Annotated in this window: 18 protein-coding genes; 14 read left to right on the top strand and 4 right to left on the bottom strand. The window is 71.8% G+C overall.

Features of this window, described 5'->3' with window-relative positions:
- Positions 1–315: 315 nt before the first annotated feature.
- Both NH339_RS03520 and NH339_RS03515 read left to right on the top strand, forming a co-directional pair.
- A complete protein-coding gene (locus NH339_RS03520) occupies positions 316–1245 on the top strand; it encodes a diiron oxygenase (protein WP_253022569.1) in 930 nt (309 codons plus the stop codon).
- 7 nt (positions 1246–1252) lie between these two features.
- The gene (locus NH339_RS03515) at positions 1253–2866 is read left to right on the top strand and encodes a 4Fe-4S binding protein (RefSeq protein WP_253022567.1); all 1614 of its coding nucleotides are present in this window, start codon (positions 1253–1255) and stop codon (positions 2864–2866) included.
- 69 nt (positions 2867–2935) lie between these two features.
- Here NH339_RS03515 and NH339_RS03510 read toward each other — a convergent pair whose 3' ends face one another.
- Positions 2936–3391 (bottom strand): SRPBCC family protein, encoded by a 456-nt coding sequence (locus tag NH339_RS03510; protein WP_253022565.1) that lies wholly within the window; start codon positions 3389–3391, stop codon positions 2936–2938.
- Positions 3392–3537: 146 nt separating this feature from the next.
- Here NH339_RS03510 and NH339_RS03505 point away from each other — a divergent pair, with 146 nt between their 5' ends.
- From NH339_RS03505 to NH339_RS03490, 4 genes are read left to right on the top strand one after another with little or no spacing between them, the layout of a single operon-like run.
- Complete coding sequence (locus NH339_RS03505; protein ID WP_253022563.1) at positions 3538–4536, top strand: ABC transporter substrate-binding protein; 999 nt, start codon at positions 3538–3540, stop codon at positions 4534–4536.
- A complete protein-coding gene (locus NH339_RS03500) occupies positions 4533–5516 on the top strand; it encodes an ABC transporter substrate-binding protein (RefSeq protein ID WP_253022561.1) in 984 nt (327 codons plus the stop codon). Before NH339_RS03505 ends, NH339_RS03500 begins: the two co-directional genes overlap by 4 nt.
- Entirely contained in the window at positions 5513–6502 is a 990-nt protein-coding gene (locus NH339_RS03495; RefSeq protein WP_253022559.1) for an ABC transporter substrate-binding protein, read from the top strand. Before NH339_RS03500 ends, NH339_RS03495 begins: the two co-directional genes overlap by 4 nt.
- A 4-nt stretch (positions 6503–6506) precedes the next feature.
- Complete coding sequence (locus NH339_RS03490) at positions 6507–7235, top strand: siderophore-interacting protein (protein ID WP_253022557.1); 729 nt, start codon at positions 6507–6509, stop codon at positions 7233–7235.
- A gap of 13 nt (positions 7236–7248) precedes the next feature.
- On the opposite strand, the gene NH339_RS03485 is transcribed toward NH339_RS03490, so the two are convergent.
- Complete coding sequence (locus NH339_RS03485; protein WP_253022555.1) at positions 7249–8421, bottom strand: low temperature requirement protein A; 1173 nt, start codon at positions 8419–8421, stop codon at positions 7249–7251.
- A gap of 163 nt (positions 8422–8584) precedes the next feature.
- Between NH339_RS03485 and guaB the strand changes: the two genes are divergently transcribed.
- Both guaB and NH339_RS03475 read left to right on the top strand, forming a co-directional pair.
- Positions 8585–10093 carry an IMP dehydrogenase gene (guaB, locus tag NH339_RS03480; RefSeq protein WP_253022553.1) on the top strand — a complete coding sequence of 503 codons (1509 nt, stop codon included), beginning with the start codon at positions 8585–8587 and terminating at the stop codon, positions 10091–10093.
- Between the two features lie 34 nt (positions 10094–10127).
- Positions 10128–10634 (top strand): SRPBCC family protein, encoded by a 507-nt coding sequence (locus NH339_RS03475; protein ID WP_253022551.1) that lies wholly within the window; start codon positions 10128–10130, stop codon positions 10632–10634.
- Positions 10635–10649: 15 nt separating this feature from the next.
- On the opposite strand, the gene NH339_RS03470 is transcribed toward NH339_RS03475, so the two are convergent.
- Positions 10650–10976 carry a hypothetical protein gene (locus NH339_RS03470; protein WP_253022549.1) on the bottom strand — a complete coding sequence of 109 codons (327 nt, stop codon included), beginning with the start codon at positions 10974–10976 and terminating at the stop codon, positions 10650–10652.
- A gap of 113 nt (positions 10977–11089) precedes the next feature.
- Between NH339_RS03470 and NH339_RS03465 the strand changes: the two genes are divergently transcribed.
- The 6 genes from NH339_RS03465 to NH339_RS03440 all read left to right on the top strand — a co-directional run bounded on the left by NH339_RS03465 (position 11090) and on the right by NH339_RS03440 (position 18541).
- On the top strand, positions 11090–12196 hold the full coding sequence (locus NH339_RS03465) for a GuaB3 family IMP dehydrogenase-related protein (RefSeq protein WP_067854215.1): 1107 nt from the start codon (positions 11090–11092) through the stop codon (positions 12194–12196).
- Positions 12196–12615, top strand: coding sequence for a hypothetical protein (locus NH339_RS03460; protein ID WP_253022547.1), 420 nt, complete (start codon positions 12196–12198; stop codon positions 12613–12615). The genes NH339_RS03465 and NH339_RS03460 overlap by 1 nt, the downstream gene beginning before the upstream one ends.
- 115 nt (positions 12616–12730) lie before the next feature.
- Positions 12731–13864 (top strand): iron uptake system protein EfeO, encoded by a 1134-nt coding sequence (gene efeO / locus NH339_RS03455; RefSeq protein WP_253022545.1) that lies wholly within the window; start codon positions 12731–12733, stop codon positions 13862–13864.
- Positions 13861–15126, top strand: coding sequence for an iron uptake transporter deferrochelatase/peroxidase subunit (gene efeB / locus NH339_RS03450; protein ID WP_253022543.1), 1266 nt, complete (start codon positions 13861–13863; stop codon positions 15124–15126). The genes efeO and efeB overlap by 4 nt, the downstream gene beginning before the upstream one ends.
- Positions 15127–15213: 87 nt before the next feature.
- Complete coding sequence (locus NH339_RS03445; protein WP_253022541.1) at positions 15214–16764, top strand: succinic semialdehyde dehydrogenase; 1551 nt, start codon at positions 15214–15216, stop codon at positions 16762–16764.
- A gap of 85 nt (positions 16765–16849) precedes the next feature.
- On the top strand, positions 16850–18541 hold the full coding sequence (locus tag NH339_RS03440) for a GMC oxidoreductase (protein WP_253022539.1): 1692 nt from the start codon (positions 16850–16852) through the stop codon (positions 18539–18541).
- Between the two features lie 142 nt (positions 18542–18683).
- Here the strand turns inward: NH339_RS03440 and NH339_RS03435 are convergent, their stop codons facing one another.
- Positions 18684–20255 carry an adenylate/guanylate cyclase domain-containing protein gene (locus tag NH339_RS03435; protein WP_253022537.1) on the bottom strand — a complete coding sequence of 524 codons (1572 nt, stop codon included), beginning with the start codon at positions 20253–20255 and terminating at the stop codon, positions 18684–18686.
- Positions 20256–20270: the final 15 nt, after the last annotated feature.

Genomic DNA, 20270 nt, shown 5'->3' with positions numbered 1-20270 from the left:
GGTCGAGGACGCCTGGCTCGCCCGCGCCCCCGCCCCGCTCGCCCGCACCTACCTCGACGCCCGCCGCTGACCCCGGTCCGCAGATTCCCAGGTCGACCTGGGAATCTCCACGAGACCCGGGAATCTCAGCCGCGCACGGAAAGCTCCCCGTGCCTACCGAGGATTCCCAGGTCCACCTGGGAATCCTCGACGAGGCGCGCGGACGAACGGCGGGTGACGTGTGTCTCTTGCGCTTCCGCCAGCACGGGCATACCGTGGGTACGGATGTGACACTCCCGATGTCACATCGTTGCTGTCGAGTCGAGGAGTCCCACCATGACGATCACCGCACCCAGCCCGGAGCAGGACGCCGCCGCCTTCCGCGCCGAGGTCGAGCGCGACGGTGTGCTCGAGCGTCTGCTCTCCTCGTCGGCCCAGCTCTCGTACGACCCCGAGAAGGAGGTCGACTGGGACGCCCCGCTCGACCCGCTGCACGACGGCGTCAACCCGGAGTGGTGCACGCTGTACGGCACCGACATCTGGGAGCGCATGACCCCCGAGCAGCGCGCGACCCTCACGCGCCACGAGGCCGCCAGCGTCGCGAGCATCGGCATCTGGTTCGAGATGCTGCTCCAGCAGATGCTGCTCGTCGACATCTACGACAAGGACTACGCGAGCAGCGAGTTCCAGTTCGCGCTCACCGAGATCGCCGACGAGTGCCGTCACTCGATCATGTTCGCCAAGGGCGCGCAGCTGATCGCGGGCCGCTCCTACCTGCCGCACCCGCGTCTGCACCAGGCGGCCAAGTTGCTCAAGCTGACGGCACGCAACGAGGTGGCCTACACCTCCATCCTCGTCGCCGAGGAGGTGCTCGACGTCATGCAGCGCGACTGGATGCGCGGTGCGTCGGTCGCCCCGCAGGTCAAGACGATCTGCAAGATCCACGTGGTCGAGGAGTCGCGCCACATGAAGTTCGCGCGCCACGAGACCATCGAGGCGATGCGCGGCATCTCCGAGGTGCGCCGCAAGGCCAGCGCGCTGCAGATCGCCAGCGTCGGCTACTTCATCGTCAAGAGCCTGGTGCAGCCCGACGTGTACGCCGAGGCCGGTCTCGACGTGAAGGAGGCCGTCGCGGCGGCCAAGAACAACGAGCACCACCACGCCCTCATGCGCCTGTCGTGCGTCCACCTCATGGACTTCCTGTCCGAGGCGGGCCTGCTGACGCCTGCGGCCAAGCGGCTGTACCGCCGCGTCCACATGCTCTGACCCGCCCATGCCCTTCGCGATCACCCAGAGCTGCTGCTCCGACGCGTCCTGCGTCGAGGTCTGCCCCGTCGACTGCATCCACCCGACTCCGGGGGAGCCCGACTTCGGCCACACGGACATCCTCTACGTCGACGCGCGCGCCTGCATCGACTGCGGCGCGTGCGCCGACGCCTGCCCCGCCTCGGCGATCAAGCCGATCGAGATCCTCCGCGGCGGCGAGGAGGTCTTCGCCGAGCTGAACGCCGCCTACTACGCCGAGCGCCCCGACCGCGCGGTCGCGAAGGAGCAGACGCACGCCCGCGTGCGTCCCGGCGTGCCCACCGGCCTGCGCGTGGCGGTCGTCGGCACGGGTCCGGCAGCCACCTACGCCGCCCGCGAGCTGCTCGCCGCGACGGACGCCGACCTCTCCTTCGTCGACCGCCTGCCGGTGCCCGGCGGTCTGCTCCGCGCGGGCGTGGCCCCCGACCACGGCGAGACCAAGCGGGTCGGTGACACGTTCTCCTGGACGTACGAGCACCCGCGCACCTCGCTGTTCATGAACGTCGAGGTCGGTCGTCACGTCAGCCACGCCGAGCTGCTCGAGCACCACGACGCCGTCGTCTACGGCATCGGCGCGCCCGAGGACCGGCGGCTCGGCATCGAGGGCGAGGACCTCGACGGCGTGCACGGCTCTACCGAGACCGTCTCCTGGTACAACGGCGACCTCGAGGTCCCCGGCGACGCGATCCGCGTCGACGGCACGCGCGCGTTCGTCGTCGGCAACGGCAACGTCGCGCTCGATGTCGCCCGTATCCTGCTGAGCGACCCCGACCGGCTCGCCGGCACGGAGATCGCGGACCACGCCCTCGAGGCCATCCGGCGCGGCGACGTGCGCGAGGTCGTCCTCCTCGGCCGCCGTGGGCCGGAGGAGTCGGCGTTCACGCGTCCGGAGCTGCTCACGCTGCCCGACGGCATCGAGCTCGTGGTCGAGGACGACGCCGCCACCGCTGCAGCGCTCGACGCCGCTGCGCCCGGCTCGAAGGCGGCGCTGCTCGCCGACCGTCGTCGGGTGCGCAGCGACTGGTCGAGCGAGCCGGGCCCCGGTCGCCGCCTCGTGCTCGCCTTCGGTCGACGCGTCGTCGCCGCGCACGGTGACGGGACCCTCGCCTCGGTGACCGTGTCCGGACCCGACGGCGAGGTCGAGGCGCCCACCCGCCTGCTCGTCAGCTCGATCGGGCGCAGAGGCCGCGCGGTGCCGGGCCTGCCCTTCGACGCCGACCGCGGCATCATCCCGAACGCCGACGGGCGCGTCGTCGACCCGGCGACGGGTGAGGCCGTGCCCGGCGCCTACGTCGTCGGCTGGGCGAAGCGCGGGTCGACGGGCGGCATCGGCGCGAACCGCATCTGCGCCGGCGAGACGGTCACGACCCTGCTGGCCGACGCCGCGGAGCACCGACTCACCCGTCCCTCCCGGTCGGGGCGTGCGTTCGCCCGGCTCCTGCGCAAGCGTCAGCCCGACCTCGTCCAGGCCCCGGGGGTGCGCGCCATCGAGCGCCACGAGGTCGACGCCGGCCGCGCGTCCGGACGGCCGCGGGTCAAGCTCGTCACGGTGGAGGAGCTCCTGGCCGCGGGCCGACGCTGAGCCTTCGGCTGGGCGGTCGGTGCTGGCCGGCCGGCGCTGGATGGTCGGTGCTGGGTGGTCGGCGCTGGGTCAGCCGACGACCGCGTGCAGACGCTCGAGCGTCCTCTCGAGCGCGGCCACGGGGACGGCGGGGAAGCCCCCGACCCTGCCGTGGATCTCGGGGTCGTCCACGTCGGACCAGTCGTACGTGAGCGACACCAGGCTTCCCCGAGCCGTCGCGTCGACGCGCCACCGCCACTCCCAACCCGGCGGGGTGCCATCGACCGGACCGGTGCGCCAGGCGACCTCGACGTCGCGCTCCAAGCGCGTGACGAGGTTGTCCGTGCGGTAGTCGCCGGCGCGCGGGTGGTGGACGTGCATCCGGAACACCTGTCCGACGGCGGTGACGGGGGAGGCGCCGTCGTCGGCGCGCACCATGTCCGAGCCGTCGATCTCGGGGTGGCGCCGCGGGTCGGCGAGCAGGCCGAACACCACCGAGGGCGAGGCGGTGACCTCGCGCGAGACGACGACGCTGGTGCGGTCCACGTCCTTATCGTGCGCCCGGCGACGGCCGCTGTCGAGCGTCGTCGACCCCGGCGGTCGAACCTCGACCTCGCAGGTGGTCCACCTCACGCCGGCCGTCTGAGACATCTCTTGCTCAGGTAAGGCTGACCTAGGTTAGGCTCCCCTCCATGATCCGACGCACGTTCACGCCCCGACGCCTCGCCGCAGCCGTCGCCGTGGCCCTCGCCCTCCCCCTCGCCGCCTGCGGCTCGTCCTCCGACGACGCCTCCTCCGACCAGGCCTGGACCTACACCGACGACCTCGGCACCAAGCTCGAGCTCGACAAGGCGCCTGAGCGGATCGTCGCGCAGTCGTCGGTCGCCGCGGCCCTCACCGACCTCGGCCTCGGCGACAAGATCGTCGGCGTCTTCGGCCCGGTGAAGAACGCCGACGGCGACGTCGACAGCCAGGCCGCGGGCCTCGACGTCGACTCCGTCGAGGACGTGACCGGCGAGGGCGAGTACGGCGACATCGACCTCGAGAAGATGGCCGGCCTCAAGCCCGACCTCATCGTCACCAGCTCCTACGTCGAGCCCGACCTCTGGTACATCAACAAGGACGCGCAGACCAAGCTCGACAAGCAGTACCAGACGCTCGTCATCAGCTTCGACGGCAAGACGCTGCCGCAGATCATCGAGTCGACCGAGAAGGCCGCGAAGGCCCTCGGCGCGTCCGACGACGCCGGCGAGAAGGGTCAGGAGGCCTTCGACGCCGCCAAGCAGCGCCTGACCGACGTCGCGGAGGGGGCGAAGCCGTCCATCCTCGCCGTGTCCTACTCCCCGGACCTGTTCTACGTCTCCAACCCCGACGTCAGCCCCGACCTCAAGTACTACCGCGACGAGATCGGCCTCGACATCGTGACGCCGAAGAACCCCGACGAGGGTGGCTACTTCGAGTCCCTGAGCTGGGAGAAGGCCGACACGTACGACGCGGACATCGCCTACTGGGACGACCGCATCGGCAGCGCCGGCCTCGCCGCGCTGAAGAAGGAGCCGGTCTGGGGCAAGACCACGGCCGCCAAGAACGACGCCTACATCCCGTGGACGTCCGTGGCGCCGCCGTCGGCCCAGGCCTACGCCGACATCTTCGACCGCTTCGCCGACGGCCTGGAGAAGTACACCCGATGAGACGCCCGCTGCAGGCCGCGCTGACGGCCGTCGCGCTGCTCCTGGCGACGGCCTGCAGCGGCGGCTCGACCGACGGGTCCGAGGAGGGCTGGTCCTTCACGGACGACATGGGCACGAGGATCAGCCTCGACGCGGTGCCCGAGCGGATCGTCGCCTACAAGGGTGTCGCTGCCGCGCTCGGGGACATGGGGCTCGGCGACCGCGTCGTCGGCGTGTTCGGCGAGCCGACGAACCCCGACCCCGACCTCGGGCTGCAGTCGCCCGAGCTCGACGTCAGCACGCTGCCCGACATCACGGGCGGCGAGTACGGTGCGGTCGAGCTCGAGGAGCTGGCCGCTCTCGAGCCCGACCTGATCGTGACCACCACCTACGGCTCCGGCGACTACTGGTACCTCTCGCCCGACGTCGCGAAGCGGCTGGGCGGCACCTACGACCTCGCCGCGATCAACCTCGAGAAGGAGACCGTCGACGGGGTGATCGAGAACAGCGAGCGCCTCGCCCTCGCCCTCGGCGCCGACGAGGCCGACTTCGAGGCGGGCCACGCCGCCCTGGCGAAGGCCGGCGACCTCGTCCGCAGCGCCGCGAGGACGGCAGGTGACCCGACGATCATCGCCACGTCGACGACACCGGAGCTGCTCTACGTCGCCAACCCGCCCGCGTACGCGGACCTGACCTACCTGTCCGACGAGATCGGCCTCGACGTCGTGCGTCCGGCGGCGAAGGACCTCGACGAAGGGGACTACTGGGACTCCGTCAGCTGGGAGCAGGCGGACGCCTACGACGCCGACGTCGCCCTGTGGGACACCCGTGGGGGCGACAAGAACCTCACGACCCTCGAGCAGCAGCCGGTGTGGAACAAGGTCCGGGCGGCGCAGGACGGGGCCTACCTGCCCTGGCGGTTCGAGGTCGCGCCGAGCGCGCAGGGCTACGCGACGATGCTCGAGCTGTTCGCCGGCGACCTGCAGAAGCTGGGGTCGTGAACGCGCTGCGCCGTGTCGCGTCCCTTGCGGCAGCCGTGCTGGTCGTCGCCGGGTGCGGCGCCGGTCCCGGCGGCGAGGACCCGGACGCGTGGACGTTCACGGACGACCTCGGCACGAGGATCTCGCTCGACGCGGTGCCGCGGCGCATCGCGGCCAGCAAGGACGTCGCCGCCGCCCTCGCCGACATGGGCCTCGGCGACCGGGTGGTCGCGGTCTTCGGCAAGCCCGACAACCCGGACCCCGACCTCGGGCTGCAGTCGCCCGACCTCGACCTCTCCTCCGTCCCCGACGTGACCGGTGCCGAGGAGTCGGGGACGCTCGACGTCGAGGCGCTGCCGACCGCGCGCCCCGACCTCGTCGTGACGACCCACTACGTCGGCGACGCGCTCTCGTTCATCGATCCCGACACCCGGGCACGCGTCGAGAAGGCCTACCCGATCGCCGCCGTGACCTACGAGGGCGAGACGGTCGAGGGGATCGTCGACAACGCCGAGCGGCTCGGAACGGCCCTCGGGGCCGACCCGGCCGGCTTCGAGGACGACCACGCCGCACTGGTCGCGGCGGGCGACCGGCTCCGCGCCGCCGCACGATCGGCGGGCGACCCCACCCTCGTCGCGACGTCGACGACGCCCGACCTGCTCTACGTCGCGAACCCCGCGGCCTACGGCGACCTGCGCTACCTGCGCGAGGAGGTCGGCCTCGACGTCGTGGTGCCCGACGAGCGAGACCTCGACGAGGGCGTCTACTGGGACGCCCTGAGCTGGGAGAACGCCGACACCTACGACGTCGACGTCGCGCTGTGGGACACCCGCGGCGGTCGCCAGCACTTGGAGCGGCTGCAGGACCAGCCCATCTGGGGCCGGACCACGGCGGCGCGCGACGACGCCTACCTGCCGTGGAGGTTCGAGGTGGCGCCGAGCGCGCGCGGCTACGCCGACGTGCTCGACGCCTACGCCGACGACCTGCGATCCCTGGCGAGGAGCTGATCCCATGGCCCGCACCCCGACCCTGCTCGCGAGCTACGTCGAGTCACAGGCCCACGACGCCGTGGTGCGTGCCAACGACCTGATCTCGCCCGGGCTGCGCCGGCTCGTCCTCGCCAGCACCGACTTCCACGGTGCGACGATCGAGCCGTGCGACGTCACCGCGTTCCGGGTGGCCCGCAACGCGTTCCGGCACTACACCCCGGCCCGCGTCGTCGACGACGCGCTGACGATCGTCGTCCAGCGTCACGACCACCCGGGCCCGACGCCCGGCCACGACCTTCTTGAGGGGTGGGTGCCGGGCGACGCGGTCAAGGTGTGCCGGTGGTCGTCGGCGCGGGCGTTCACCTGGGCGCTCGGCGGGGACCGGCCCGTCGTGCTGCTCGGTGACGCGACCGTCATCAGCCTCGCGCTGTGCATGGCCGACCGCGCGGCGCGCGAGGGTCGCGAGCTGCTGACCGTGCTGGAGGTGCCCGGACCCGACGTCGCGGCCACGCAGGCGCTCCTGCCCGACGCCACGGTCCTGCCCGCCCTCGAGGTCCCGGGCGCCGTGGTCGACGCCTGGCTGCGCGCGAACGTCGAGGCGCTGCGTCTGCTGGACACCCCCGTCGCCTACCTGGCCGGCAACGGGCCGGCGATCCAACGCCAGCGGACCCTGCTGCGCGACGTCGTGGGCCTGGACCGCAGGGCCGTCCGCACACAGCCCTACTGGGCCGAGGGCAAGGTCGGCCTGTAGGGGTCTCCGCCGGTCAGCCGTGCGCCGGTGTCGTCGGCGGCCGGACCACCAGCACGGCGACCACGAGCGCCAGCACCACCGAGGTCAGCGCGAACGGGATCGGCAGCACCGGGTCGAGCAGCACCAGCAGCGCCCCGACCGGGACGACGGTGTTGACCACGGCGTCGGCGTTGTCGCGCAGCGTGATCCACCAGATCCCGAGCACGAAGAGGGCGACGGGGACGGTCACCGTGAACGCCGCGGCGACGTCGGTGAGCTCGGAGTGGTCGGTGAGCACGTCGATCTCGACCTCGATGCCCGCCGAGAGCGCGCCCGCCGCGGCGAACACGACGTAGTGGACGTAGCCGTAGCGCAGCGAGCTCGCGAGCGACGTGATCGCCCGGTGGTGCGGCGGCCAGAAGTAGATCCACCAGAGCGCCGCGGTGGTCACGAAGGCGAGCAGCGCCACCGACAGCAGCGGGACGAGCGCGGTGTCGTCGTGCAGGGCCTCGAGCACGGCGTTCGCCGACCCGAGCAGGCTCTCGCCGAGCAGGATCAGGGTGAAGAGCCCGTAGCGCTCCGTCACGTGGTGCGGGTGCCACGGCGTCGTCTCCCGCCGTTCGGCCACCACCGGCACGGCCAGCTCGGCGAGCAGCAGCACCACGAACGCGACCGGCACCGCCGCACCCGGCAGCACCAGCACCGCGATCCAGAGCATCTGCACCAGGGAGATGCCCGCGGCGTACGTCAGGCACGTGCGGCGCGTGGTCTCGTCGGCGCGCGCGGCACGCAGCCACTGGGCGACCATCGCCACACGCATGATGACGTACCCGACGATGACCAGGCGCAGGTCGTCGTCCTCGAAGACGGGCTGGATGCCGGCGGCCAGCACCAGGACGCCGGCCATCTGCACGAACGTGAGCACCCGGTAGAGCCAGTCGTCGACCGCGAAGGACGTGGCGAACCAGGTGAAGTTCATCCAGGCCCACCAGATGGCGAAGAACACCATCGCGTAGGAGACGAGCCCGTCGACCACGTGGTCCTCGGTGAGCTGGTGGTGCAGCTGCACCGAGGCCACGCTCACGGCGACGACGAACACGAGGTCGAAGAACAGCTCGAGCGTGCTGGCGACGCGCCCGTCCTCGCCTGGGTCGCGCGGCCGCATCGGCAGCAGGCGCAGGCGCGAGGGCGCGGTGCTCGTACTCATGGGTCCTCCCGACGGTCCCTGTGGTCCGGACCCGGCCATCCTGCCAGCGTCGGGGCGGCCCAGTCAGCCCCTCAGCCTCGGCTGGGTGGTCGTGCGAGGTCGAGCGTCGGACGTCACCCTCCACGCGGTCGGGACCCCTGGCGGGCGGTCGTAGGATAGGTGCATGGAGCAGGGCATCCCCGACAAGTTCGCCAGTCTCGGTCTCACGTACGACGACGTCCTGCTGCTGCCGGGCGAGACCGACGTCGTGCCCAGCGAGGTCGACACCACCGCACGCCTCACGCGCGACCTGACGCTGCGCATCCCGCTGCTGTCGAGCGCGATGGACACCGTCACGGAGTCGCGCATGGCCATCGCGATGGCGCGCGAGGGCGGCATCGGCATCCTGCACCGCAACCTCTCGATCGAGGACCAGAGCTACCAGGTCGACCTGGTGAAGCGCACCCAGACCGGCATCATCCCCAACCCGGTCACCATCGGCCCGAAGGCCACCCTGGAGGAGCTCGACGAGCTCTGCGGCGAGTACCGCGTCTCGGGCCTGCCCGTCGTCGACCCCGACGACCGGCTCATCGGCATCATCACCAACCGCGACCTGCGCTTCACGCCCGTCGCGGAGTGGGCCAGCACGCTCGTTGGCGACGTCATGACGCCCATGCCGCTCGTCACCGGCCCGGTCGGCATCAGCCGCGAGGACGCCTCCGCCCTGCTGCGCCAGCACAAGCGCGAGCGGCTCCCGATCGTCGACGACGAGGGACGGCTCGCCGGACTCATCACCGTCAAGGACTTCGTGAAGTCCGAGCAATTCCCCCTCGCCAGCAAGGACGGCGAGGGCCGTCTGCTCGTCGGTGCCGCCGTCGGCTTCTTCGGCGACTCGTGGGACCGCGCCAACGCCCTTCGTGAGGCCGGCGTCGACGTGCTCGTCGTCGACACCGCCCACGGCCACGCACGCCTCCTGCTCGACATGATCCGCCGCATCAAGGCCGACAAGAACTTCTCCGACATCCAGGTCGTCGGCGGCAACGTCGCCACCCGCGCCGGGTCGCAGGCGCTCGTCGACGCCGGTGTCGACGCGGTCAAGGTCGGCGTCGGGCCCGGCTCCATCTGCACCACCCGCGTGGTCGCCGGTGTCGGCGTCCCGCAGGTCTCCGCCGTCTACGAGGCCTCGCTCGCCGCGAAGCCCGCCGGCATCCCCGTCATCGCCGACGGCGGCCTGCAGTACTCCGGCGACATCGCCAAGGCCCTCGTGGCCGGTGCCGACACCGTCATGGTCGGCTCGCTGCTCGCCGGCTGCGAGGAGAGCCCCGGCGACCTCATCTTCATGAACGGCAAGCAGTACAAGACCTACCGGGGCATGGGCTCGATCGGCGCCATGGCCTCGCGCGGCAAGAAGTCCTACTCCAAGGACCGCTACTTCCAGGCCGACGTCGTCAGCGACGACAAGATCGTCCCCGAGGGCATCGAGGGCCAGGTGGCCTACCGCGGACCGCTCGGCGCCGTCGCCCACCAGCTCGTCGGAGGCCTGCACCAGTCGATGTTCTACGTCGGCTCGCGCACGATCCCCGAGCTGCAGGAGCTCGGCCGCTTCGTGCGGATCACGTCGGCGGGCCTGAAGGAGAGCCACCCGCACGACATCCAGATGACGGTCGAGGCGCCCAACTACGCCGGACGCTGAGCGCGTCCGAGACGGGTCGGTCCGGGGCGCGCCGGTGCTGGGTGAGCGCTGGGGCGTCACCGATGCCGAGACGCGCCTCGCCTTCGGCTGCGACGCCGTGCTGCCAGCGGCGCCGATGCAGGCGTGGAGAGGCGTCACCGTCGACGCCCCGCCCGACGTCGTCTGGGTATGGGTGCGTCAGCTGAGGCTCGCGCCCTACTCCTACGACTGGGTCGACAACCTCGGGCAGCGCTCGCCCCGCGTCCGATCCGAGCTGCCCGAACCGGTCGCCGGTGACCGCTTCATGCACGCCATGGGCCGCGACGTCGGCACCGTCGTCGCGGTCGAGCCGGGTCGCGAGCTGACTGCCCGGATCGGACCGTCGCTGATGAGCTACCGCGTCGAGCCGCTCCCCGACGGGCGCACCCGCCTGCTCCTCAAGCTCGTCGCGCGCGGCCTGCGCCCGCTCACCGACCTGCTGTGCCTCGGCGACCTGCCGATGGCCCGCCGGCAGCTCCTCACCCTGCGCGACCTCGCCGAGACCGAGGCGCGCACGGGCTGAGGCGCAGGACGAGACCTACTCCGGGCGGTCGAACACGTGGCGCGTGAGTGCCTGCACGTCGCGGTCGAGGTGGTCGAGCCGCTGGTCGACGCGCCGGAACTCGGTGCGCATCTCGGTGCGCAGGCCGTCGATCTCGGCGCGGACGGTGCCGATCTCGCCGCGGACGGTGCCGATCTCGCCGCGGACGGTGCCGATCTCGCCGCGCAGCTCGTGCCGCACCGCCGTCAGCCCCGACTGCAGCGTGCGATGGAAGGAGGTCATGACGAGGCCGAGGACGGCGACGGTCGTGGTCAGGAACCCGATGATCAGCGTCCAGCTCTGCGCGTCGGTCATGGTCGGCACCCCTCCATCGTCGGCGACGTCACCGATCCTGCCAAGGGCCGCCGACGTCGGTCCAGGCGCGCGTCCACAGCCGGGCGGGTCGTGGCGGTCGCCGACGGCACTAGGGTGGACCCATGCCTGAGCTCGACATCGGTGCCGCCAAGCGCGGTCGGCGCGCGTACTCCTTCGACGACATCGCGATCGTGCCCAGCCGGCGCACGCGCGACCCCGAGGAGGTCTCCACCGCCTGGCAGATCGACGCGTACCGCTTCGACCTGCCCGTCATCGCCGCCCCGATGGACAGCGTGATGAGCCCGGAGACGGTGATCGCGCTCGGTCGCCACGGCGGCCTCGGCGTCCTCGACCTCGAGGGCCTCTGGACCCGCTACGAGGACCCGACGCCGCTGCTCGCGGAGATCGCGTCGCTCGATCCCGTCGCCGCCACTGCGCGCCTGCAGGACATCTACGCCGAGCCGATCAAGCCGGCGCTCATCAAGGACCGGCTCGCCGAGATCCGCGAGGCCGGCGTCACGGTGGCCGCCGCGCTCTCGCCGCAGCGCACCAAGCAGTTCGCCGACGTCGTGGTCGACGCGGGCGTCGACCTGTTCGTCATCCGTGGCACGACCGTCTCGGCCGAGCACGTGTCGAGCCAGACCGAGCCGCTGAACCTCAAGCAGTTCATCTACGAGCTCGACGTCCCGGTCGTGGTCGGCGGCTGCGCCACCTACCAGGCCGCGCTGCACCTCATGCGCACCGGCGCCGCGGGCGTCCTGGTGGGCTTCGGCGGCGGCGCGGCGCACACCACCCGCTCCGTGCTGGGCCTGGCCGTCCCCATGGCGTCCGCCGTGGCCGACGTGGCCGCCGCGCGTCGCGACTACCTCGACGAGTCGGGCGGCCGCTACGTCCACGTCATCGCCGACGGCTCGATCGGGCGCAGCGGCGACATCGCCAAGGCGATCGCCTGCGGTGCCGACGCCGTCATGATCGGCTCGCCGTTCGCGCGGGCCACCGAGGCCCCCGGTCGCGGGTTCCACTGGGGGGCCGAGGCCTGGCACCACGAGCTGCCGCGCGGCAAGCGGGTCGAGATCGGCACGGTCGGCTCGCTCGAGTCGGTGCTGTTCGGTCCGTCGTCGGTCCCCGACGGCACGATGAACCTCATCGGCGCCCTGCGTCGCGCCATGGCGACCACGGGCTACACCGAGCTCAAGGAGTTCCAGCGCGTCGAGGTGGTCGTCGCCTGATGGCGACCAGCCCCCCGGACGGCGCCTGGCCGGTCGCCGAGCCGCCCCCGGACCGGCAGCCGCCGACCGCTGCGCGGATCGTCGAGGTCGTGGTCGCCGGGGTGCTGTGGGTCGGTCTCGCGCTCGGCTCCCTGCTGGTCGGCGCTCTCGCGCCGCTCACCGCGATGGCCTCCGACGGCTGCGGCGGCTCCTCCGACGACGGGGCCCTCATCTGCCGTCCGGAGGGCTCGCTGCTGTTCTTCGGCGGTCTGGCGCTGCTCTGGGTCCTGCTGCTCGTGGCGGTGCTCTTCAGCGCCTTCCGGATCGTGCGCGCCGCGACGACCGGACGGCCCGTCTGGCCGTGGCCGTTCGTCGGCCTCGGCATCGCGCTGCTCGGCCTCGTCCTGATGATCCTGGACCTGGCGATCATCACCCGCTGACGGCTCGTCAGGGGTCCGGGCCAGATCACATCGGAATCCGTTGCCGCGAGGAACGGTCCGGGGTCTAGCATGGTGAGGCTGTCCTCACCTGGACGCCCGCACCGAAGGAACCCCCATGCGCCGCACCGTCATCGCCACCGGCCTCGCCGCCACGTCGCTCGTCCTCCTGGCCGCCTGCGCCGAGAAGCCGTCGGAGGCCGACGGCACGGTCTCCGTGAAGGCCGCCGACTCCTCCTGCAAGGTCTCGGCGACGCAGCTCAAGGCCGGCCCCACCACGTTCGCCGTGACCAACGCGGGCTCCAAGGTCACCGAGTTCTACGTGTACGCCGAGGGCGACCGGATCATGGGCGAGGTCGAGAACATCGGCCCGGGCCTGTCGCGCGACCTCGTCGTCGACCTGCCGAAGGGTGACTACCAGGGCGCGTGCAAGCCCGGGATGGTCGGCGACGGCATCCGCCAGGACCTCACGGTCTCCGGCAAGGCCGCCAAGGAGCTGTCGGACTCCGCCGAGCTCAAGGCCGCTGCCGCCAGCTACCAGCGCTACGTCGAGAGCCAGACCGGTGCGCTCATCGACAAGACCACCGAGTTCGTCGACGCGGTGAAGGCCGGCAAGGTCGACGAGGCGAAGGCGCTCTTCCCGCGGGCGCGCACCTACTGGGAGCGCATCGAGCCGGTCGCGGAGATCTTCGGCGACCTCGACCCGATCACCGACGGCCGCGAGCCCGACGCCAAGGCCGAGGGACGCGACTTCACGGGCTGGCACCGCATCGAGAAGCAGCTGTGGGTCGCGGGCAACACCGACGGCATGGACCCCTACGCCGACCAGCTGCTCGCCAACGTGACGAAGGTGGTCCAGGAGAGCAAGGACAAGCCGCTCACGGCGCTCCAGCTCGCCCAAGGCTCGAAGGGTCTGCTCGACGAGGTCGCCACGGGCAAGATCACGGGCGAGGAGGACGAGTTCAGCCACACCGACCTCTGGGACTTCAAGGCCAACATCGAGGGCTCCCAGGCGGCGATCGCCGCCCTGCGTCCGGTGCTCGAGAAGGCCGACCCCGACCTCGTGACCCTCATCGACCAGCGGTTCAAGGCCCTCGACGCCGAGCTCGACCAGTACCAGGACGCCGACACCGGCGAGTGGGCCGGCTACGACACGCTCAGCAAGGAGCAGGTCAAGCGGCTCTCGGACTCCGTGGCAGCGCTCAGCGAGCCGATCAGCAAGGTGGCGGCCGTGGTCGCGGCCTCGGCGTGAGCGAGCGCTCGCCCCTCTCGCGTCGCGCCCTGCTCGGCGCGGCCGGCGCCGGTGCCGTGGCTGCGAGCGTCGCCGGCGGCTACGCGGTCGGCGCGACGCGCGACGAGCCGGTGCGCCCCGACCCCGAGGCGGTCCCGGTCGCGTTCGAGGGTCGGCACCAGGCGGGCATCCTCACCCCGGCGCAGGACCGGCTGCACTTCGTCGTGCTCGACGTGACGACCGAGAGCCGCGACGAGCTCGTCGGCCTCCTGAAGGAGTGGACGCAGGCGGCGCGCAAGCTCACCCAGGGCAACGAGGTGGGCGTCTACGGTGCCGTCGCGGGCGCCCCGGAGGCGCCACCGGAGGACACCGGCGAGACCCTCGGCCTGCCCGCGTCGGGCCTGACGCTGACCATCGGCTTCGGGCCGAGCCTGTTCGAGCGCGACGGTCGCCCCCGGTTCGGCCTCGGCGACGCGCGGCCCACCGACCTCGCCGACCTGCCGCTGTTCTCCGGCGACCGTCTCGAGCCGTCGCTGACGGGCGGCGACGTCGCGATCCAGGCGTGCGCGAACGACCCCCAGGTGGCCGTGCACGCGATCCGCAACCTCGTCCGCATCGCCTTCGGGCGTGCGTCGGTGCGCTACTCCCAGCTCGGCTTCGGTCGCACGTCGTCGACGTCGGCGGCCCAGGCCACGGCGCGCAACCTGTTCGGCTTCAAGGACGGCACCGCGAACGTGAAGTCCGAGGACCGCGACGTGGACGACGTGGTGTGGGTCCAGGAGGGCGACGGTCCCGACTGGATGGTCGGCGGCTCCTACCTGGTCGCGCGCCGCATCGACATGCGCATCGAGACGTGGGACCGCGAGCCGCTCGCCGGGCAGGAGGCGATCATCGGCCGGGCCAAGGGCTCGGGCGGTCCGCTGTCCGGCGGCGACGAGCACGCGGCGATCGACCTCGGCAAGCGTGGCTCGGACGGCCAGCCGCTCATCCCCGTCACGTCGCACGTCGCCAAGGCGCACCCCGACAACAACGGCGGCGCCCGGATCCTGCGACGCGGCTACAACTTCGTCAACGGCACGGACGGTCTCGGCCAGCTGGCGGCCGGTCTGTTCTTCATCAGCTACCAGCGTTCGCCGGAGCAGTTCGTGCGGATCCAGCGCAACCTGGCCGGGCCGACCAACGACGCCCTCAACGAGTACCTCGTGCACCGCAGCTCCGGCTTGTTCGCCTGCCCGCCCGGCGTCGGGCCGCGCGGCTTCTGGGGCGAGACGCTGCTCGGCTGACCCGCTGCGGTGACGTCCGTCCGACGGACCGTCCGGATGTGACACAAGCCCTGTCGCATTCGACATACCGGCGGTATCCTGGAGGGCATGTCACTCGTCGACGTGGTCCCCGCCTCCCGTGTCCAGAGCCTGACGGCGCTGATCCGCAGCACCAGCGGCGAGACCCGCACGACCACCACCCCGCTCACGGGCGAGCCCGTCGCCCAGATCCCCGTATCGTCGATCGACGACGTCGAGGCCGCCTTCGACGCCGCCCGCGCCGCCCAGCAGCGCTGGGCGCAGACTCCGCTGGAGGCGCGGTCCGCGGCCCTGCTGCGTCTGCACGACCTCGTGCTCGCGCACCAGGACGAGCTGCTCGACCTCATCCAGCTCGAGTCGGGCAAGGCGCGGGCCCACGCCTTCGACGAGGTCGCCCACCTGGCGCTGACCGCCCGCTTCTACGCACGTCGTCTGAAGAGCCAGCTGACCCCCACGCGACGCAACGGCGCCCTGCCGGGGCTCACGCGGGTCGAGGTGAACCAGGTGCCCAAGGGCGTCGTCGGCATCATCAGCCCCTGGAACTACCCGCTGACCATGGCGATCTCCGACGGGCTGCCCGCCGTCGCGGCCGGCAACGCGGTGGTGCACAAGCCCGACAGCCAGAGCCCGCTCATCGCGCTCGCCGGCGTCGAGCTGCTGCGTCGGGCCGGCATCCCCACCGACGTCTGGCAGGTCGTCAGCGGTGCGGGCTCGGTCGTCGGCTCGGCGATCATCGAGCGCGCCGACTACATCTGCTTCACCGGCTCGACGGCGACCGGCACCCTGGTCGCGAAGCAGGCGGCCGAGCGGCTCGTCAGCTGCTCGCTCGAGCTCGGCGGCAAGAACCCGATGATCGTGCTGCCCGGCGCCGACGTCGAGCGGGCCGCAGCCGGTGCGGTCACCGCCTGCTTCTCCTCGGCCGGTCAGCTCTGCGTGTCGATCGAGCGCGTCTACGTGCCCGAGGCGCTGTACGACGGCTTCCGCGACGCCTTCGTGCGTCGGGTGCAGGCCCTGAGCCTCGGCGCGTCCCTCGACTGGGACGCCGACATGGGCTCGCTGATCTCCCAGAGCCAGGTCGAGACCGTCGCCAAGCACGTCGACGACGCGGTCGCGAACGGCGCCACCGTGCTCACCGGCGGTCGGGCCCGACCCGACCTCGGTCCGTACTTCTTCGAGCCGACGGTGCTCGAGGGGGTCACCGAGGCGGCCGCGTGCTTCGCCGAGGAGACGTTCGGCCCGCTCGTCTCGCTCTACCCGTACCGCACGGTCGACGAGGCCGTCGCGCTCGCCAACGCCGGCGAGTACGGCCTCAACGCCAGCATCTTCGGACCGGTCCGCGAGGCCCGTCGCATCGCCCCGGCCATCAAGGCCGGCACCGTGAACATCAACGAGGGCTTCGCCGCCACGTTCGGCAGCATCGACGCCCCGATGGGCGGCATGCGCACGTCGGGCGTCGGCCGGCGCCAGGGCGCCGAGGGCATCCTGCGCTACACCGAGCCGCAGGCCGTGGCGGTCCAGCGGGCCGTGCCGATGGGAGGGCCGGCGTTCGTCCCCGCGCGGCGCTACGCGCAGGCCCTCACCCTCGGGCTGAAAATGCTGCGTCGCACCCCCCGCGCCTGACGCCACCGCACCTGCACACCCCGCGTCCCCACACTCCGCAGGACACAGCACCACCTACCCCGCAGCAGCACCACGAGAGGTTCCCATGGGTTTCGACCACGACGTCATCGTCATCGGCTCCGGATTCGGCGGCAGCGTGTCCGCCCTGCGGCTGACCGAGAAGGGCTACAAGGTCGCCGTGCTCGAGGCGGGCAAGCGCTTCCGCGACGAGGACTTCGCCAAGACGTCGTGGCGGCTGCGCAAGTTCCTCTGGCTGCCGCAGCTGGGCTGCTACGGCATCCAGCGCATCGACAAGCTCAAGGACGTGCTCATCCTCTCCGGCGCGGGCGTCGGGGGCGGGTCGCTGGTGTACGCCAACACCCTGTACGAGCCGCTCGACCCGTTCTACAAGGATCCCGCCTGGGGCCACATCGCCGACTGGAAGAGCGAGCTGGCGCCGTACTACGACCAGGCCAAGCGGATGCTGGGCGTCGCGACCTACCCCTTCGAGACCCCGGCCGACCGGGTGATCAAGAAGGTCGCGCAGGACATGGGCGTCGAGGGCACGTTCCACCACACGCCGGTCGGCGTCCTCTTCGGTGACGAGCCGGGCCAGAAGGTCGCCGACCCCTACTTCGGCGGAGCGGGCCCCGACCGCAACGCCTGCACCAACTGCGGCGAGTGCATGACCGGCTGCCGGCACAACGCGAAGAACACGCTCGTCAAGAACTACCTCTACCTCGCCGAGCAGAACGGCGCCGAGATCCACCCGATGACGACGGCGGTGTCGGTGACGCCGCTGCCGGGCGGCGGCTACGCGGTCGAGACGCGCCGCACCAACAAGCGCTTCCGCAAGCACCGCGTGATGACCGCCGAGCAGGTGATCTTCTCGGCCAGCACGATGGGCACGCAGAAGCTGCTGCACCGGATGAAGGACCAGGGCGTCCTGCCGAACGTCTCGGACCGGCTCGGGCTGCTGACGCGCACGAACTCCGAGGCGCTGCTCGGCTCCATCGCCGACGGCAAGGACGTCGACTACTCCGAGGGCGTCGCCATCACGTCGTCGTTCCACCCCGACGAGTTCACGCACATCGAGCCGTGCCGCTACGGGCGGGGCTCCAACGCGATGTCGCTGATGCAGACCGTGCTCACCGACGGGAGCCTGCCGACGGCGCGCTGGAAGACGTGGCTCAAGGAGCTGTGGAAGCAGAAGGGCAACATGTTCAAGCTCTACGACCTGCGGCACTGGTCGGAGCGCACGGTCATCGCGCTGGTCATGCAGACCCACGACAACTCGATCACCACGTACACGAAGCGCAACCTGCTCGGCCGGAAGGTGCTGACGTCGCGACAGGGCCACGGCGCACCGAACCCGGCGTTCATCGAGCCCGGGCACGTGGCGGTGCAGCGGATGGCCGAGCACATGGGCGGCACCCCGGGAGGCACCATCGGCGAGCCCTTCAACGTGCCCCTCACGGCCCACTTCATGGGCGGCGCGTGCATCGGCGACTCCCCGGAGACCGGCGTGATCGACCCCTACCACCGCCTCTACGGGCACGAGGGGCTGCACGTGATCGACGGCTCGTCGATCAGCGCCAACCTCGGCGTCAACCCGTCGCTGACGATCACGGCCCAGGCCGAGCGTGCGATGGCCTACTGGCCGAACCGCGGCGAGGCCGACCCGCGCCCGGCAGTGGGGGAGGGCTTCCGCTCGCTCGAGCCGATCGCCCCGAAGAACCCCGTGGTCCCCGAGGACGCGCCGGCCGCCCTGCGCCTGCCGATCGTCGGCGTCAGCTGACCTCCGCCTCGCTGCTGCTGGTTCCCATCAGGTGATGGGAACCAGCAGCTCACCACGGTCCTCCCTCGCTCACCTGCGGATGCACCCGCAGGTGAGCGGGGGATTCCCATGACCTGATGGGAACCAGTCGATGGGCGAGGGCTCAGGCCTCGGGACCGTCGGCGCGGCGCGGCACGGCCGTCTCGGTCTCCTCGGAGCGGCCGCGGAGCACGGTGCTGCCCTCGCGGCGCCAGTGGGCGGCCTCCTCGGGGTCGGCGGAGGTGACCGCCTGCAGGTCGGCCAGCACGCCGCCCTCCACGTCCTTGGCCAGCTCGGTCAGGCGTGAGGCGGCGTTGACGGCGTCGCCGATCACGGTGAACTCGTAGCGGGTCTCGTCACCGACGTAGCCCGCGACGGCGCGGCCGGTGGCGACGCCGATCCCCGCCCGCACGCCCACCAGCTCCGTCTCCAGCCGCTCGCCGATCCGCCGGGCGGCGGCGAGCGCCTGTCCCGCGTGGTCGTCGAGGTGGCGCGGTGCGCCGAACACCGCGAGCACGGCGTCGCCCATGAACTTGTTGACCAGGCCGCCGTGCGCGTCGACCTCGGCGATGATCACGCCGAAGTAGTCGTTCAGCATGGCCACGACCTCGTCGGGCTCACGCTCCTCGGCGTACGACGTGGAGCCCACGAGGTCGGTGAACAGCACCGACACCTCGCGCGTCTCTCCGCCGAGCCGGACGTCCTCCAGCGCCGCCTCGGCCACGTCGCGCCCGACGTGGCGGCCGAACGCGTCGCGCAGCCGCTCCCGCTCGAGCAGGCCCGTCGACATCTGGTTGAACCCCGACTGCAGCATGCCCAGCTCCGAGCCGTCGAACACCTCGATCGTGGTGCCGAACTCGCCGCGCTCGACCCGACGCATCGCCTCGGTGACGCCGGTCATCGGCTGGACGACGGCGCGGGAGGTGAGCCACATGACGAAGAACCCGAAGAACAGCACGACCGTGCCGATGATGAGGGTGACGACGGCCAGCTCGCTCAGGGTCAGCTGGTCGGTCGACAGCGCGAGGATGCCCACCACGACGAGTCCGACGACCGGAGCACCGGTGCCCAGCCACCAGAACATCAGCACGCGGGTCGCGGCGCCGAGACCGCGCGGCCGCTTCATGACCGCACCGCGGAGGGCGCGCGCGGCGATCGGTCGCATCGCGAACTCCGCGAGCAGGTAGGCGATGGTCGTCACCACGATCGACGCGATGCCGACGGTGAGGCCGGTCGAGAGCGCGCGTTCGGGCTGCACGGCGACCGACAGGAGCGTGAAGAGGACCGTGGCCAGCACCCACAGCGTCGCCTGCATGACGGTCAGCGACCGCGCGGCCCGCAGCGCGCGTCGCCGCTCGCGCGACGTCGGCTCGCGGTCCTCGAGGGCCCACCGCTGGGCCCGCACCGTCCGCCGCGTGCCCCACGTCGCGCCGACGAGCACGGCGAGCCCGACGTAGATCGGCACCGCGACCGCGAGGGCCACGCCCATGTCGCCCGTCGGGCGGGGGCTCGGGACCACGAACACCGACAGCGCGACGACGATCCCCGCGCCGATGACGTTCGTGCTGACGAGGAAGAGGGTGAGCAGCAGCTGGATGCGGACCCGCAGCCGGCTGGTGTCCTGCTCGGCCGATCCGAGCAGCACCGAGCCGAACGCGCGGCGGGACCGGGCCGTACGCGCGTCACGAGAGGCCACGTCATTGCCTTCCAG

Source organism: Aeromicrobium sp. CnD17-E (assembly GCF_024124745.1).
Taxonomy (GTDB): Bacteria; Actinomycetota; Actinomycetes; order Propionibacteriales; family Nocardioidaceae; genus Aeromicrobium.
This window is presented reverse-complemented; position numbering and strand designations above follow the sequence as displayed.

What these genes read in the sequence shown, in the direction of transcription:
- NH339_RS03520 (WP_253022569.1), top strand. Translation starts at nt 316, where the DNA reads ATGACGATCACCGCACCCAGCCCGGAGCAGGACGCCGCCGCCTTCCGC.
- NH339_RS03515 (WP_253022567.1), top strand. Translation starts at nt 1,253, where the DNA reads ATGCCCTTCGCGATCACCCAGAGCTGCTGCTCCGACGCGTCCTGCGTC.
- NH339_RS03505 (WP_253022563.1), top strand. Translation starts at nt 3,538, where the DNA reads ATGATCCGACGCACGTTCACGCCCCGACGCCTCGCCGCAGCCGTCGCC.
- NH339_RS03500 (WP_253022561.1), top strand. Translation starts at nt 4,533, where the DNA reads ATGAGACGCCCGCTGCAGGCCGCGCTGACGGCCGTCGCGCTGCTCCTG.
- NH339_RS03490 (WP_253022557.1), top strand. Translation starts at nt 6,507, where the DNA reads ATGGCCCGCACCCCGACCCTGCTCGCGAGCTACGTCGAGTCACAGGCC.
- NH339_RS03485 (WP_253022555.1), bottom strand. Translation starts at nt 8,421, where the DNA reads ATGAGTACGAGCACCGCGCCCTCGCGCCTGCGCCTGCTGCCGATGCGG.
- guaB (WP_253022553.1), top strand. Translation starts at nt 8,585, where the DNA reads ATGGAGCAGGGCATCCCCGACAAGTTCGCCAGTCTCGGTCTCACGTAC.
- NH339_RS03465 (WP_067854215.1), top strand. Translation starts at nt 11,090, where the DNA reads ATGCCTGAGCTCGACATCGGTGCCGCCAAGCGCGGTCGGCGCGCGTAC.
- NH339_RS03460 (WP_253022547.1), top strand. Translation starts at nt 12,196, where the DNA reads ATGGCGACCAGCCCCCCGGACGGCGCCTGGCCGGTCGCCGAGCCGCCC.
- efeO (WP_253022545.1), top strand. Translation starts at nt 12,731, where the DNA reads ATGCGCCGCACCGTCATCGCCACCGGCCTCGCCGCCACGTCGCTCGTC.
- NH339_RS03445 (WP_253022541.1), top strand. Translation starts at nt 15,214, where the DNA reads ATGTCACTCGTCGACGTGGTCCCCGCCTCCCGTGTCCAGAGCCTGACG.
- NH339_RS03440 (WP_253022539.1), top strand. Translation starts at nt 16,850, where the DNA reads ATGGGTTTCGACCACGACGTCATCGTCATCGGCTCCGGATTCGGCGGC.